The organism is Streptomyces javensis, assembly GCF_039525925.1.
Classification (GTDB): Bacteria; Actinomycetota; Actinomycetes; order Streptomycetales; family Streptomycetaceae; genus Streptomyces; species Streptomyces asiaticus.
Genome location: NZ_BAAAIF010000003.1, coordinates 23,688 through 38,152 on the forward strand (window position 1 = coordinate 23,688; position 14,465 = coordinate 38,152).

Genomic DNA, 14,465 nt, shown 5'->3' on the forward strand with positions numbered 1-14,465 from the left:
GCCCGATGCACTCCAGCCGCCTGACCTCGTCCCAGGTTGGACAGCGAAATCCCGCTGGAGCGCTAAGGGGGCCTAGGGGCGCTGCTTCAAGCGGTCGACGATCGCCCAGTCCGCCACGTGCGACAGCTGGACGTACGTCTTCTTCCCGGAACGCGAGGTCCGCTCGTCGCGGAAGCCCAGGAATTCATAGGACTCCGGGTCGAAGATGAGGTACTTGCCCTTCTCGGACGCGCGCTTGGGGTAGGAGATCCCCACCCCGGTGCGCCCGGCGGAGTCCTTCATCCCCGGGGTCGCCTTGACCCCGGGCACCAGGGCCAGCGCCTCGTACGCGGCGGGACGCAGTCCCTCGGGCAGTACCGGCCACTTCAGGAGCTCGCCGAGCATGAAGTAGGCGTCGTACCAGTCCCACGCGGTGAAGTCGTCGATCGGCTTGTCGGACGTGCCGACGCCGACGATGGCCTGGGTGAGCTTCTCCGGGTCGGTGGGCAGTTCCTTCAGCTTGCTCCACTCCCGAGGCGGCCACACGCCCTCGTTCTTCCCCAAGGGCTTCTCCCAGATCACCCGGCCGAGCTCCATGGTCAGAGATCGCTTGGAGCCGTCCACCGAGTCCCAGTTCACGTCCACATAGGTCTTGACCGCGCCGGTCTTCCGCTCCGTCTCCTTGATGATCCGCTTCCAGTAAATGAACTGGTCATCGCGCGGCGCCACGGGCTTCTCGTGCTTACTCGCCCGCGCTGCCGCCCCGTTCAGCACCGTCACGGCGGCGACGTTGCGCATCCGCGGGGCGTTCGTGCCCGCGCGGTCGGTGCGGCCGCGCTCGTCGGCGCCGTCCTCGGTGAGCAGTACCGCCGTGCCCGCAACCGCCATGGTGACCACCGCGGCCGTCGCGAGGCGCAGCGCGTGGCGGCGGCTGGGCGCGGTGTCGGGGTGCCGCTCCGTGCGCGTCATCGTGTTGAGCAGTCGGTGGCGGGCCCGCACTCGGGCCGGTTCGGTGAGCGGGGCCGCGTCCGCGTCCCAGTCCCGCAGGAGTTCGAGTTCGTCAGTCATGGCCGGATGCCTCTCGCAGTGTCGTCGGATCGGATCCGCCCAACGCTTCGCGTAGCTTGCTGCGAGCCCGGTGCAGCCGTGATCTGACCGTGCCGATGGGGACACCGAGGGCCTGGGCCACCTCCTCGTAGCCGAGACCGCCCCACGCCACGAGCAGCAGCACGTCCCGGTGCCGCGCGGGCAGTGCGGCCAGTGCCGCCGCCAGCTCGCGGCGTACGGCCTGTGCCCCTACCCGGGCCGCGGCCCGGTCGGCCAGCGGCTCCTCGTGGTCGGCGGGAGCCGGGATGCGGGCCAGGGCCTTGAACCGGCGGGCCTCGGCCCGCCGGTGCCGGCCGACCAGGTTGGTCGCTATGCCGAACAGCCACGGCCGGGCGTCGTTGCCCGTGGCCCTCGCGGGGTCGTACCGGTGCCGCTGCTGGAAAGCAGTGGTGAAGGTCTCCGCCATGAGGTCGTCGGCCGGTTCGCCGCCGAGCCTACGGGCCAGATAACGGTGTACCGCATCCGCGTACCGGTCGAACAGCACGGCGAATGCCTCGGGCTCATCCCGGGACCGTGCAATGACCGAGGCATCGCTCTCCGCCCCCGTGCGGACGCCTGGTTCGACGGTCATCGGGGCTCCTCTCATCCTGGGGAACGCTTCGAAGGCTTGGGCTTTCATCTCTCCTTCGCCCGTCGCCCCCAGTGAGTTCCCTTGGGGCCGACCTCGGGGCCAGGCGCGGCTTTCGGGCTCGTTCGCGGTGCGTTACTCCTTCTTGCCCTGGTTCTTCGCTGCCTCGGTGACCGGAGGACCTGATCGAGTCGGCCCGCACCGACGTCCTTGACAGGTGCGGATGACCCAGTTCATCGTCACGGTGATCTCGTCACGGTGGAGCCGGTCGGGATCCGAGCCGCCGTTGATCTCGGGGTGGGCCGTCATTGGGCGCGTCCCTGGGCTTGCGTTGCCTTGACGGTGAACCAGACCGTCTTGCCGACCGTGTGCTCGATGTCGCCCCAAGCGTCCGCGAGTTCGCCTACGAGTAGCAGTCCGCGGCCGTTCTCGCTGTCCGTGCGCGGGGATTGGGCGGCCGGTCGCCCGGGGCCGGAGTCGCGCACTTCGATGCGTACCTCCTCCTCGGCTGCTTCGATCCGCACCCGGAACAGCCGGCCCGGCGGGACACCGTGCAGGAGGGCATTGGTGGCGATCTCCGATACGCATAACTGGATCTCCTCCAGGCGGTCGACATACCCCCACTCGGAGAGCGTGCCGGTGACGAAGTGGCGCGTTGCGCGAATGGATGGCTTGCGTCGCGTGAAGAACCGCTGCCGCATCAGGGGCATGGCGAGTCACCGCCTCAGAGCTGGGTGTGAGAGCGACATCACCTTATCGCTATTCACGAAAGGCAGCGAGGTACTCTCTGGGGATGATGGCCAAGGGGTCGCTTACTGTGTAAAGCGGCAAGGTCGGCGAGTGTCGATCACGCTTGAGGAGGGGCTCAGTGGTCAGCGATGCGTGGATCAGTTCCTCGATGCCCTATCTGCGGCCCGTTGAGGGCGGCCAGGGCGACGCATGGGGTGAGGAAGCGGCAGCGCACGGCAGGCGTGGGACACAGCGCATCCTGCATGCCGGGGAGGTTCCCGCTCCGGCTGTCGTGGCCCGCCTTCTGAGGCTCGAGAACGGGGACACGGTCGTCGTACGGCGTCGGATCATGTATCTCGACGAGCAACCGTGCGAGCTCACCGACTCGTACTACCCGGCACATATCGCCGCAGGCACCGGCCTCGCGGGCACCGCGAAGATCCGAGGAGGAGCGGTGGCGCTGCTCGCCGAGCTGGGGCATGTGGGGCACCGGGTGCGCGAGGACGTTACGGCGCGCATGCCGGACGCGCAGCAGCGGGAGCTACTGCGGACCGGCGCGGAGGAGCCGGTGCTGTGCCTGGAGCGGGTCGTACTCGACGGGAACGAACGCCCCCTCCAGGCCGACCTGATCACCATGCCCGCCCAACGCCAGCGCCTGCGCTACGAACTCAGGATGGGATGACCGTGCCGAAGGCCGAACAGGACGCAGTCGACCGGCGGTCGCTGCACGAACGGATCGCCGCCGACCTACGCGACGAGATCATGTCCGGCGACCTTCCTCCCGGCGCCAGGCTTCCCTCGACCGCCCAGCTCAAGGAGCGCTTCACCGCCTCGAACGCGACCGTGCAGAAGGCCCTGCAACTTCTGAAGGACGAAGGGCTGGCGGTCGGCCGCGCCGGAGCGGCCGTCACCGTACGCGAACACCGGCAGCGCACCATGCGCCCCGCCTCGTACATGGCCCCGGCCGCGCCCGGAGAGCCGTACCGATGGATCAGCGAGGCCGCGGCGGGCCACCAGGCTCGCGGCAGCAGCCGGCTCCTCGACGTCACCGAGATCCGCCCACCCGCCGACGTCGCCGAGGCACTGCGGCTACCGGAGAACGGCACGGCGCTGCTGCGAGCGCAGGTGCTGCTCCTGGACGATGAGCCGGTGGAGCTGGTGAAGTCGTACTACCCGCTGGAGCTGGCTCGCGGGACGGCGATGATGGACCGCCGCAAGATCAAGGGCGGCACCCCGGCCCTCCTCGCGGAGCTGGGCCACCCGCCCCGCCTCAGCATCGACAAGGTCTCCGCGCGCGTACCGACACAGGAGCAGTACACGGTGCTCGGCCTGCCGGGAAACCTTCCGGTCCTGCGGACGCTGCGCGTCGTCTACAGCGACGGCGAGCGCCCCATCGAAGCCACGGTGATGGCCAAGGCCGGGCATCTCTACGAGTTGCAGTACGAGTTCACTCCTTCCTGACCGCCTCCTGAGGGTGCCCGGCCGGTAGGCCTACACGCTGACGGGCAACTCCCGTGCCCGCTGACGTGCTTGGGCCCGCAGCTCCTTCAGACGCCCGTGGAATGCGTTGTGGCCGTTCTGGTCGAGGTTCAGCGGTAGGTCGAGTCGGGAGATGAGCTGTGCCTCCAAGGTCCATGGCTCCTCCTGCTCGATCCAGCACACTCGGGCGTTGTCCGCCATCCACTCGCTCAGGATGGCCTCGCCGACCTTGCCGAAGGTCATCCGCTTACCGCTGCCCACGAGGCGCAGCTCAAGCCCGAGCAGGCAACCGAGCGTGAGCCGCAGCGTCGAGCCGGCCGCGTTGCCCCGGTAGTGGTACCGCACCCGCTTGCGCAGGTTCTGGGTGCTGGTGCGGTTCGCCATGTACCGCGGCGCTATGCCGACGTAGAGCAGGTGTCGGGCGTTCAAGTCCGGGTGGGGCGGCTGCTCGAAGTACCACCCGTAGACTCCCGCGGCCGCCGGGACGGGGCTTGGACGCGTCAGGACCTCCTGCGCCGACCACAACCGGTCGGGGCTGGTGAGAGCGGTAGCTTCCACGAAACCTCCAGGCGGACCACGGCTGACAGTCACAGGCTATTGCTCGGCACCGACAGACTGCTCTGACCTGATACATCCGGGATCGTAGATAAGCGTGCCCTCCTGGCATTTCCTCCCATACGCTATGGCGCACGTCACGCCGACGCCGTCGCCGTGGCCCGGGGGGAGAGAACATGATGGAGCAGCTTCAGAAGCTCGTTGACCGCTGTCGCGATTGCAAGCAGGAGCCAGTGCGCTTCCGCCCCAGCACGTGGCGCCCACGGCTGGAGCCGCGCGGGGCGGCACACGTACTCGATGTCGGCGTTGAATGTGCGAGCGGGCGGAGTGGTGACCGCCTCATCAGCCGGGGCGACCTGCTCGACCTCCGTGACCGCGTTGGCGACGATCCTGACGGTCTACGCGACCTGTTCGTGGCCGTCATGATCTGGGGCTCGGGCACCACGAACGGACGCGGCCCGCGGTACACCGAGGCTGCCTTGTCCGACACCCGCCTGCCTGCTGTCCTCTGGACCACGCGCCAGTCGGTCCGAAGCAGCGACCTGAGCGGCGCCTACGGGCAGTTCGTCCTCAACGGGGTGGGGCGCTCCTTCTTCACGAAGTGGTTCGCGGCCGTCGACGACCACGACACCGGGTGTGACCGGGCCCTGATCCTGGATGCTCGGGTCTTTCACTCACTGAATGCCCTTGAGTGGTTCAGCTGGCAGGCGGCCGGCACGCGTCATTGGCCGACCCGTTACACCACCTACGTCAGCACCATGCACGGCTGGGCCTCGTCCCTGGGAGTCACAGCCGACCGGCTTGAGTGGCTGCTCTTCCACCTGAACGGCCACCTGGACGGGCCCTGCCCTTGCGCATCACCGTCCGGCTGAAAGCGCCAGCGCCTCGCCGATCGCCACCAGGCGTGGCGCTAGTGGTCAACTTTGGCCACAGATGAGTGGTCTCGAACGGCCCCATGGGCAACCAGGCCCTTGGCCAACAACCGGTCGCGGTCGAACCGATTGCCGTACTCCGCGGCTGTAAAGCGACCGGCCGGCCTTTCGCGCTGTTCAGGCGGGGCAAGGTAGCAGTCGGGGCGGCACCGCCGGAGTTCGCCCCTGCCCAGCACTGAAACGACTACCAGCGGCGTCGCAAGCATCGAGCCGCACGACTTCCGGGTCGGTCGGCATCTGCGCTTCAACCCCGCGGGTGTCCTGACCATGCGGGACTGCAAACTCCGGGACGGTACCGCTGCCCAGAGCGGTCGCCGACGCGCTCCGGGAGCACATGAAGCGGTTCCCGCCGGTCGAGATCACCTTGCCGTGGAAGGCGATCGACGGTCCCCCGATGACCAAACGACTGATCATCACTGGGCCGCGTGGTGGGCACGTCTGGCGTACGTCGCTCAACGAGGAGCCGTGGAAACGGGCGCTGGCCATGGCAGGGGTCATCCCGGTGCCCGAGCGAGGTCAGCCGTACGCGGAGTCCCACGAGAACGGCATGCACGTGCTGTGGCACTTCTACGCGTCGGTGCTCCTGGACGCCGGGGAGAACATCAAAGCTCTCGCCGAGTACCTGGGGCACTCGGACCCGGGCCTGACGCTGCGCGTGTACGCGCACCTGATGCCGTCCAGCCAGGAGCGCACTCGTAAGGTCGTGGCCGCCGTCTTCGTGTGATTCAGGATCCCTATGAACATTGCACCCGGCGAGGAAAGTTCGGTGTAACCATTTCATCGGCTCCAACATTGGAATCACCATCCGTGAATCCATCCTGCCAGCACGAAAATTTCCTGCTTCACCAATTCGTCGGCGCCAAAATTTGCAATCATCATCCGTGAACTTTCACCCAGGCTGGCTAGTTCATGTTTCGCGGCCTCATCGACTCCAACATTGGAATCACCATCCGTGAATCCCCTACGAACCGTGATTCAGTCTGAGCCCCAGGGTCCCGGCCGGGCGGCCGGGCGGGCGGCCTGGCGGGCACCTGGTCGGCCGGGCGGGCAGATGCAAGGAGCACCTCAGGAACCAGCGCTTTCCGCGCACCCTAAGAAGTATGCGCACGCCTGTAACGGCAATCGAAGTACACGGCGAAACATGAATATGCAACGCCCGCTCGCGATGCCCCGAGAGCCACCCAAGTCGCGGATTTGCGATGGGACTCGCCATGCGCATATGGTCGGGGTCGAATTCTTGCCGCTCGGCATGAATTCGGGCCGCCCCCCGGCACGGGAGCGGCCCAGTCTCCATCGATGTATTAGATCAGCTGCACCAAACGGAGGACACCCATGCTCTCACGCCCAGGCTTAGCCATCCACATCACCTTGCGCGAGCCCCTCATCGGCTCCAGTGGAGGGGCCCTGGCATTGCGGGCTCACGTCCCGTGGGAGCTCGCCCTCCCAGTAGCGTTCTTGGTGATCTTCAGCGTCCAGGTTCGCTGGTATCGACGCTCCAAGGCCTGACGGCCCAGACACGGCCCAAGCGCATAGAAGAGCCCCCCACTCGCAGCAAAACCGCAGGTAGGGGGCCTCTTCAGCTCGGGCTACTTCTTCTTGCCCTGGTTCTTCACTGCCTCGATGGCGGCCTTCGCGGCGTCCGGGTCGAGGTAGGTGCCGCCCGGGGTGATCGGCTTGAAGTCGGCATCCAGTTCGTAGGAGAGCGGGATGCCCGTGGGGATGTTCAGGCCCGCGATGTCGGCGTCGGAGATGCCGTCCAGGTGCTTGACCAGGGCGCGGAGGGAATTGCCGTGGGCGGCGACCAGGACGGTGCGGCCGGTGAGGAGGTCCGGGACGATGCCGTCGAACCAGTACGGGAGCATGCGGACGACGACGTCCTTGAGGCACTCCGTCCGCGGGCGCAGCTCCGGTGGGAGGGTCGCGTAGCGCGGGTCCGCGAACTGGGAGTACTCGGCGTCGCGGTCCAGGGGGGGCGGCGGGGTGTCGTAGGAGCGGCGCCACAGCATGAACTGCTCCTCGCCGAACTCGGCGAGGGTCTGCGCCTTGTCCTTGCCCTGGAGGGCGCCGTAGTGGCGCTCGTTCAGGCGCCACGAGCGGTGGACGGGGATCCAGTGGCGGTCGGCGGACTCCAGCGCCAGCTGGGCCGTGCGGATCGCGCGCTTCTGGAGCGAGGTGTGGACCACGTCGGGGAGCAGGCCGGCGTCCTTCAGCAGCTCACCGCCGCGGACGGCCTCCTTCTCGCCCTTCTCGTTCAGGTTGACGTCCACCCAGCCGGTGAACAGGTTCTTCGCGTTCCACTCGCTCTCGCCGTGGCGGAGGAGGATCAGCTTGTACGGTGCGTCGGCCATGTGGTCGAGCCTACTGGACCGGTCTGAGGGGCTCGGTTGACGGACCCCATCAATTGACTGGCGGGGCGGGGGCGGTATCGGTAAGTTGCGGATGCTGGTTGTGCCACTTACATGCTGCGCCGCTCATGGAGTGTGCGGCTTACCGGCTGCCGCATTCACAGGGCTGTGGCTTTGACTGGGGGGAGTCGTCCGTGTCCGTCGTCCGACTGAGGCAGGCCGCGAAGGAGAGTGTCTCGGGGTTGCCCCGGGAGTTCTGGTGGCTGTGGACCTCCACGCTGGTCAATCGGCTGGGCGGGTTCGTGGCCACCTTTCTTGCCATGTACCTGACCGTGGATCGTGGTTATTCGGCGATGTTCGCCGGGCTGGTCGGTGCGCTGCACGGGCTGGGCGGGGCCGTGGCCGCGGTCGTCGCCGGGGTGCTGACCGACCGGCTGGGGCGGCGGCCCACGCTGCTGGTCTCGCAGCTGTCGACCGCGGTCACCGTCGCCGTGCTGGGCTTCGTCCAGAACCCGGTCGCCATCGCCGTCGTGGCCTGTCTCGTGGGCATGACCAGCAACGCGTCACGGCCCGCCGTGCAGGCGATGATCGCCGACATCGTCGCGCCCGGGGACCGGGTACGGGCCTTCGCGCTCAACTACTGGGCCATCAACCTCGGCTTCGCCGTCTCCGCGGCCGCCGCCGGGCTGATCGCGCGCCATGGCTATCTCACGCTCTTCCTGGCGGACGCCGGGATGACCCTGCTGTGCGCGGTCATCGTCTTCGGGAAGGTTCCGGAGTCCCGGCCTGAGCGGGACCGTTCGGTGGGCTCGCCGGCGGCGGAGCCGGAGCGCGAGGTCGGGTTGGGCGCGGTGCTGCGGGACCGGCGGTTCATGGCCGTGGTCGCGCTGTCGTTCCTGGTCGCGACCCTCATCCAGCAGGCGTTCGTGGCGCTGCCCGTGGCGATGGGGGCGGACGGGCTGTCCAGTACGGACTTCGGCGTCGCGATCGCGATGAACGGCGTACTGATCGTGGCCGTGCAGATCCCGGTGACGCGGTTCCTCGAGCATCGCGAGCCGGCGCCGCTGCTGATGGCGTCCGCGCTGCTGACCGGCGCCGGGTTCGGGCTGACCGCCTTCGCCGGGTCGGTCGGGACGTACGCGCTGGCCGTGATGGTCTGGACGGTCGGCGAGATCATCAACTCCCCCACGCAGATGGGTCTGGTCGCCCGGCTCTCCCCGACCCATGGGCGCGGCCGCTACCAGGGGATGTACACCCTGTCGTGGTCCCTCGCCTCGCTCATCGCCCCGCTCGCGGGCGGCGCCGTCATGGACCGCTTCGGCGCGGATGCCCTGTGGGCGGCCAGCGCCGTGGTGGGCCTCGTGGCGGCCGGGGGGTACGTGGCGCTGGGACGCGCCCTGCGGGACCGGCCTGCGGCCGGGGAGGTCGGGGGTGGAGTGGGTGCGGCTGCGGGTGCGGTCTCGGCTGCGGGTTCGGGTTCCGTCTCGGCTGCGGGTGCGGTGTCGGTCGCGGGTTCGGGTTCCGTCTCGGCTGCGGGTGCGGTCTCGGTCGCGGGTTCGGGTTCCATCTCGGCTGCGGGTGCGGTCTCGGTCGCGGGTTCACCTTCCGCTGCGGCTTCGGATCCGGCTGGGGGCGCCGGCGCCGCCTCCGGTGCCGGTGCCGGAGTGCCTGCGGTCGGGGCGGGCTCCTCGTAGTTCAGGGGGTCGGTCTCGGGATGACCGGCTCGATGTGGACGCTCGGCACCGAGCCCGAGGGCAGGTGGTACGCCGGGGGCGTCGGCCAGGTCGGGAAGGTGGGCCGCTGGTACGTCGGGAACGGAGTCGGCCCCGGGGCCGTGCCGCCGCCCGGCTGGTAGCGGTCGTTCCAGCGGGTCACCGGGGTCCCTGGGTAGCTCGGCTCGTCCCGGTTCGCCCATAGGACGAACGTCAGCCCCGTCAGCCCCAACATCACGGTGAGCGCCAGCGCCCGTACGGCGGTGATGCGTTGGCGCGCGGGGCCGGTGACGCCGGGTGCGATGCTGATCCGTCGCGCCTTCTCCCCCGGCGCCGGCCCGTCCGCCGTACCCCCTGTCCTGCCGGTGGTGGGGAGCGGTGCGCGTTCGTCCACGCCCAGGGCCGCCAGGTGCAGCCCGAGCCGCTGGGTCTGGCCGGGGAGTCGTACGGCGGTGTCGGCCCAGGTGCGGATGGTCTCGGGGGCGATGCCGTCGGGCGGTACGAGGATGCTGGGGCCGGTCCAGTTCATGGCCCAGTACGCCGTCCCCCGCGCGACCAGCTGCGCCCCGATCAGTACGGCCAGCTCGGCCAGGGGGGCGAGCGGGTCCTGTTCGGGGTGATCGCCACGGGGCGTTCGCTCCCCCTCGGGCAGCCCGGCGTTGAGCAGCCCGCCCTCGGGCAGCCCGGCGTTGAGCAGGCCGGCGTTCAGCGCGCGGGCCAGTGGCATGCGGCGGCCGCCGTCCAGCAGCCGCAGCACTCGGTGGATTGTCAGCCTCTCCGGCTCCCCGTCCGGCTCCGGCTCCCCGTCCGGCTCCGGCTCCCCGTCCGGCTCCGGCTCCCCGTCCGGCTCCGGCTCCCCGTCCGGCTCCGGCTCCGCCTTCGGCCGACCCATCCCCTCCGTCTCCTCCACCCCCCGTACCGCCTCCGCCAGCGGGGTCAGGATCCGTGTCGCGCGGTGCTCCGCCAGCTCGGTGAGCCAGTCCCGCCAGGGCACCCTCGCCCCCGCGTCCCGGCCGGACAGCAGGACGCGGCCCAGCGCGACCGCGTACCGCGGCTGTACGGAGAGAGGTTCCGGGGAGGGTTCGGCTCCTGGCTCCCGCGCGGGCAGGCGCGACAGCCGTTCCAGCCGGACGGCCAGGGCCGGATGCGCGTCGTCCGGGTCGGCGGGCCGCTCCACGGCTCGGGCGCGCGACGCGGCCATCGGCTCCCGCAGTTCTGGCGCCTCGGCCATATGGGCGAAGGCGCGGAACGGATCGTCGGGGATCCGGCCCGTCGCTCGGCGCATCGGGGCGAGGAAGTCCACGAGGAACTCCTGCCACGCCGCTTCCAGCGCCGCCGTGGAGCACAGCGCGTCGGCGACGGCACCCGGACCGGCCACCCGCGCCGCCTCACGATCGGCCTCCAGCTCCTGCCGCCGCCGGACCGGGCGGGTGAGCCAGCGGAAGACGTGGGTGTAGAGGCCGAGCAGCAGCAGCGGTACGCCCGCGTACAGCCGCACCAGGTCGTTCGCGGCCGACGCGTCCTGGATCGCCTGCCGGGCGGCGACCAGGCCCGCCGCGCCCCGGTGGGCGACCGCGCCGAAGCGGCTGTGGCGGCCGGAGAAGTGGCCCAGCTCATGGGCGAGGACGGCGCGCAGTTCGGCGGGCGAGAGTCCGGCCAGCAGGGGTAGTCCCAGGTAGAGGACGCGTCGGCCGGGGGCGAGGCCGAGGAGCGGTGCGTCCTCGGTGACGGAGGCGTTGACCTCGGCGGTCAGCTTGATGTGGCCGGGCGGCCGGGTGCCGACGTCGAGGGCCAGTTCCTCGACCGTGCGCCATAACTCGGGCGCCCCGCGCCGGGTCACCGGCACCGCGTCCTCGCGCGGGGCGGCCGGGCGGGCGGTGCGGATCACCGCCCACACCATGCCGAAGACGATGGGGGCGAACGCGGCGCAGGCGGTGACGACCGTGGTGGGCGGCGTCGTGGCCTCCGGCGTTCCCGCGGTCCATAAGGCGGCCACGAGGAAGGCCGCCCAGAGCAGCACCATGGCCGCGACCAGTGCGTAGAAGACGGCGAGCAGGGCGAGGGCGAGGAGCGCGCGGGCGGTGGCGATCATCGACGCCCCCGGATGCCGTCGCTGGCGCGGTTCGGGGCGATCTTCGGGGCGATCTTCGGGGCATCGCCACGGGCGCCGCCGTGGCCGTCGACTCCACCGTGGCCGTCGACTCCGCCGTGGCCGTCGACTCCGCCCCGCAACGCCCGGCCCTCGCCCCTGAACCCGGCCGACAGCCACTCCGCGGCCCCGTACAGGGCCACGCTCAGCGGGTCCTTCGGGGTACGGGTCAGGAGGCGCTCGGTCGCGCGGCCGAGCTCGGGGGAGACGTCCAGCAGCAGGCTCAGCCGGGCGCGGGCCTTGTGGAGGTTGCTGCCGACGCTGCCCACGGAGGTGCCCAGCTCGGCCGAGATCGCCTGGTAGCTCATGCCCTCGAGCGAGTGCATCACGACCACCTGGCGCTGACGCGGTGGCAGGGTGCCGAGGGCGCGCAGGGCGGCCAGCGCCTCGGCGGTCTCCTCCACGCTCGCGGTCGTCGCGGCCGGGACGCTCATCTCGGCCGGCTTCCAGCGGAACCACCAGCGCCGCCCGTCCCGCGAGAGCTTGCGCCGCATGGTGGTGGTCACCCATGCCTCGGGCGAGGCGCACGCCCTGACCTCGGGCCAGCGGCGCATCGCCTCGATGTACGCGCGCCCGGCTCCATTCTGTTCACCAACTCGGCCAGCGTGCGCGCCCGGAGCCGTTCGCCCGAGCGCACCGCCAGCCGGCGGATGACGTCCCCCATCAGCCGTAGCACCGTTCCTGGGCAGTGGGCGGGAGTGAGTCCGCTCACTGGCACGCCCCGAACGGTTTTGGGCGTACTGGTCGTCCGCTTTCGCGTCCCGGGCGGCGACACGGATCGCGTCCGTGGTCCGAGCCGGGTGGGCGGAGTCCCTCACGACCTGGCCATGTGGGTACGGCCAGAGGCGACGGGGAGGCCCTGAACCATCTCTCTGGTGGAGCAGGGGCCCCGCACGCTGGCACCGCACCCGGCGTCCCAGATCGCACAGCCACGCTAACCCGACCCGCCCGTGGCACCGCAAGACCGGAAGACGACCATCACACGATCGAGCTAAACCAGCCTTATGCACGCTCCCGGACGAGCAGTTGCCAACCCCCACCGTCACAACCGTTGCCACCGTGAGCCCACCGCGTTCCTCACGATGTTCCGGGGGATACGTCAGCGAAGTGCGCGCTGCGCCTCGTACAGGTTGCGGGGGTGGACCGCCTCCGGGTGACCGTAGGACTCGATACGGGAGTGGAGCGGACCGGTGAAGTCAGGGACGTCGATCTGGCCGAACTGCCGCACCTCGCTGATCCCGACCGTCGCGCTGTACGGCGCGATGTCGTCGATCCTGACGCATCCGGCCCGCTGATTGGTGACCGTGACGTTCCAGTGGGCGAACCGCGCACCGTAGAGCGGACCGGCGCTCGCGTCGCCGCCGTGCGCCCCCGTGTTGTCCACGGTGATCTCCGTACGGACGTTGGCGAAGGGCATCCCGCGGTGGGTGTCGAAGGTGCCCATCTCCATCCGGCCGCGCGACCAGACGTTGTAGCTGGACAGCCCCTCCACATTGATGCCGTGCAGCTGTGTCCCCGCCGGGGCCGGAACGGTCCGCTGGGCCAGGACGAAGTCCTCCACGAGGTTGTCGTGCGAGCCCTCGCGGCAGCAGTAAGGATGATGGCTGCCGCGGCCCGTCACCCGGGTGCGGCGCAGGGTGCACGCCTTGGCGGCGACGAGCAGGAAGCCGTTGTCGACGTTGTTGACGGTCACGTCGTCCACCCAGCAGTCCCATGCGCACTGAAGCGCGACGCCGTTGTACCCCTTGTCCAGCAGATGCTGCGACTGCGGGGTCTCGACGACGTCGAGGGTGATGCCCTCGACCCCGGAGCCGGTGACCGGCCGTACCAGCGTGGTGAACCGGGGCTTCCAGGCGGGCCGGGCGTCGAGCGGCAGCGGGCGGTCGAGGGTCACCCGGCGGCGGCGCCGGTCGACGGCTACGACGCGGCACGGCCACTCATAGGGGACGTACGAGGTGAGCTTGGTCTTGTCGGTCCAGACGTAGTCTGCGGCGCCCTCGACATCGCCGGCCATATGGGCCAGCAGCGAGTGGGCGTCGTCGTCGGTGAGTTGGAGCAGCACGCGGTCGCCGCGGCGCAGGGCGGACGGGTCCTCGACGGTCACCGTCCAGTCGCCGCGGCGGGCGGGGGCGGCGAAGTCGGTGAGGGTGTGCCACTCGTCGCGCCGGTTGCCGGTCCAGCCCTCGAACGGCCAGTCCTGGGCCCGGATCGCGTCGGTGAGGGAGCGCCAGCGGGCGTCCGGGCAGATCCAGATGAGCCCGCCGGCCCAGGACCAGGACGACTTGTTGCCGCCGTAGCGGCTGCCGTACGGGCCGATCAGCTCGGTGAGGTCGCGGGTCGCGTGGAGGGTGGTGCGGCCGCTGCCCGCGCCGCGCAGTACGACGTTGTCGTAGCCGAGGCGGATCACGTCGTCCACCCGGTATGTCCCGGGCGGCACCAGCACCGTGCCGCCACCACGCCGACCGGCGGCGGCGATGGCGCGGTTGATCGCGGGGGCGGCGTCCGCGGAGCCGTCGGGCCGGGCGCCGAAGGCGCGGACGTCCGCGACGACGGGCAGGCGGGGGAAGCCCGTACGGCCACCGAGGTAGCCGGCGCGGCCGACGTAGGGGATCTGGGGGTGGGTGTACGGGTGGGCGCGGAACTCACGCCAGAGGGCGGACGTGCCCGTCCCGCCGGACGCACGGGCCCCGCCCGGCACACCCGGTGCGGCGGCCGCCGCCGCGTCCGTGGCGGTCAGGAGCGGGGCGCCCGCCCCCAGGAGCGTGGCGCCCGCCGCCAGTCCCATCGCACCGCCGAGCAACCGCCTTCTGTCGATCTCCGTGCCCATGAGCCAGCGCCGCCTTCCATGGATGTGAACGCAGTTCAGGTGAGAGACGGCGTGAGAATGCCATGGGGCAGGGGCGCGCGGAA

At 70.4% G+C, this 14,465-nt stretch carries 13 protein-coding genes and 1 pseudogene; 5 read left to right on the forward strand and 9 right to left on the reverse strand.

Annotation, left to right across the window (positions count from 1 at the left end):
- Positions 1 to 72: 72 nt before the first annotated feature.
- The 4 genes from ABD329_RS04175 to ABD329_RS04190 form a co-directional block, all read right to left on the reverse strand.
- Positions 73 to 1,047 carry a CU044_5270 family protein gene (locus ABD329_RS04175; RefSeq protein WP_198278616.1) on the reverse strand — a complete coding sequence of 325 codons (975 nt, stop codon included), beginning with the start codon at positions 1,045 to 1,047 and terminating at the stop codon, positions 73 to 75.
- Positions 1,040 to 1,657 carry an RNA polymerase sigma factor gene (locus ABD329_RS04180; protein ID WP_037960569.1) on the reverse strand — a complete coding sequence of 206 codons (618 nt, stop codon included), beginning with the start codon at positions 1,655 to 1,657 and terminating at the stop codon, positions 1,040 to 1,042. The genes ABD329_RS04175 and ABD329_RS04180 overlap by 8 nt, the downstream gene beginning before the upstream one ends.
- A gap of 132 nt (positions 1,658 to 1,789) precedes the next feature.
- The gene (locus ABD329_RS04185; protein ID WP_198278615.1) at positions 1,790 to 1,963 is read right to left on the reverse strand and encodes a hypothetical protein; all 174 of its coding nucleotides are present in this window, start codon (positions 1,961 to 1,963) and stop codon (positions 1,790 to 1,792) included.
- On the reverse strand, positions 1,960 to 2,364 hold the full coding sequence (locus ABD329_RS04190; protein WP_198278614.1) for an ATP-binding protein: 405 nt from the start codon (positions 2,362 to 2,364) through the stop codon (positions 1,960 to 1,962). Before ABD329_RS04190 ends, ABD329_RS04185 begins: the two co-directional genes overlap by 4 nt.
- 158 nt (positions 2,365 to 2,522) lie before the next feature.
- On the opposite strand from ABD329_RS04190, the gene ABD329_RS04195 reads away from it, so the two are divergent.
- Positions 2,523 to 3,065 (forward strand): GntR family transcriptional regulator, encoded by a 543-nt coding sequence (locus tag ABD329_RS04195; protein WP_198278613.1) that lies wholly within the window; start codon positions 2,523 to 2,525, stop codon positions 3,063 to 3,065.
- Positions 3,062 to 3,844, forward strand: coding sequence for a GntR family transcriptional regulator (locus ABD329_RS04200; protein WP_198278612.1), 783 nt, complete (start codon positions 3,062 to 3,064; stop codon positions 3,842 to 3,844). Before ABD329_RS04195 ends, ABD329_RS04200 begins: the two co-directional genes overlap by 4 nt.
- Positions 3,845 to 3,874: 30 nt before the next feature.
- Here the strand turns inward: ABD329_RS04200 and ABD329_RS04205 are convergent, their stop codons facing one another.
- Positions 3,875 to 4,420: a GIY-YIG nuclease family protein gene (locus ABD329_RS04205; protein WP_198278611.1), complete on the reverse strand. Its 546-nt coding sequence runs from the start codon at positions 4,418 to 4,420 to the stop codon at positions 3,875 to 3,877.
- Positions 4,421 to 4,593: 173 nt separating this feature from the next.
- On the opposite strand from ABD329_RS04205, the gene ABD329_RS04210 reads away from it, so the two are divergent.
- Together ABD329_RS04210 and ABD329_RS04215 are read left to right on the forward strand one after the other, a co-directional pair.
- A complete protein-coding gene (locus ABD329_RS04210; RefSeq protein ID WP_198278610.1) occupies positions 4,594 to 5,289 on the forward strand; it encodes an 8-oxoguanine DNA glycosylase OGG fold protein in 696 nt (231 codons plus the stop codon).
- A gap of 352 nt (positions 5,290 to 5,641) precedes the next feature.
- Positions 5,642 to 6,073 (forward strand): annotated as a pseudogene (locus ABD329_RS04215) (site-specific integrase); the annotation flags it as partial.
- Between the two features lie 862 nt (positions 6,074 to 6,935).
- On the opposite strand, the gene ABD329_RS04220 reads toward ABD329_RS04215, so the two are convergent.
- On the reverse strand, positions 6,936 to 7,697 hold the full coding sequence (locus tag ABD329_RS04220; protein WP_198278609.1) for a phosphoglyceromutase: 762 nt from the start codon (positions 7,695 to 7,697) through the stop codon (positions 6,936 to 6,938).
- Positions 7,698 to 7,888: 191 nt separating this feature from the next.
- On the opposite strand from ABD329_RS04220, the gene ABD329_RS04225 reads away from it, so the two are divergent.
- Positions 7,889 to 9,388 (forward strand): MDR family MFS transporter, encoded by a 1,500-nt coding sequence (locus ABD329_RS04225; protein ID WP_198278608.1) that lies wholly within the window; start codon positions 7,889 to 7,891, stop codon positions 9,386 to 9,388.
- Position 9,389: 1 nt separating this feature from the next.
- On the opposite strand, the gene ABD329_RS04230 is transcribed toward ABD329_RS04225, so the two are convergent.
- Genes ABD329_RS04230 through ABD329_RS04240 form a run of 3 tightly spaced genes read right to left on the reverse strand, consistent with a single transcriptional unit; the run spans position 9,390 to position 14,382 of the window.
- Entirely contained in the window at positions 9,390 to 11,498 is a 2,109-nt protein-coding gene (locus ABD329_RS04230; protein WP_344315965.1) for a M48 family metalloprotease, read from the reverse strand.
- Positions 11,495 to 12,613, reverse strand: a complete 1,119-nt coding sequence (locus ABD329_RS04235) for an RNA polymerase sigma factor (RefSeq protein WP_309142901.1) — start codon at positions 12,611 to 12,613, stop codon at positions 11,495 to 11,497. The genes ABD329_RS04230 and ABD329_RS04235 overlap by 4 nt, the downstream gene beginning before the upstream one ends.
- A gap of 41 nt (positions 12,614 to 12,654) precedes the next feature.
- Positions 12,655 to 14,382 carry a glycosyl hydrolase family 28-related protein gene (locus tag ABD329_RS04240; protein ID WP_198280902.1) on the reverse strand — a complete coding sequence of 576 codons (1,728 nt, stop codon included), beginning with the start codon at positions 14,380 to 14,382 and terminating at the stop codon, positions 12,655 to 12,657.
- Between the last annotated feature and the right edge of the window lie 83 nt (positions 14,383 to 14,465).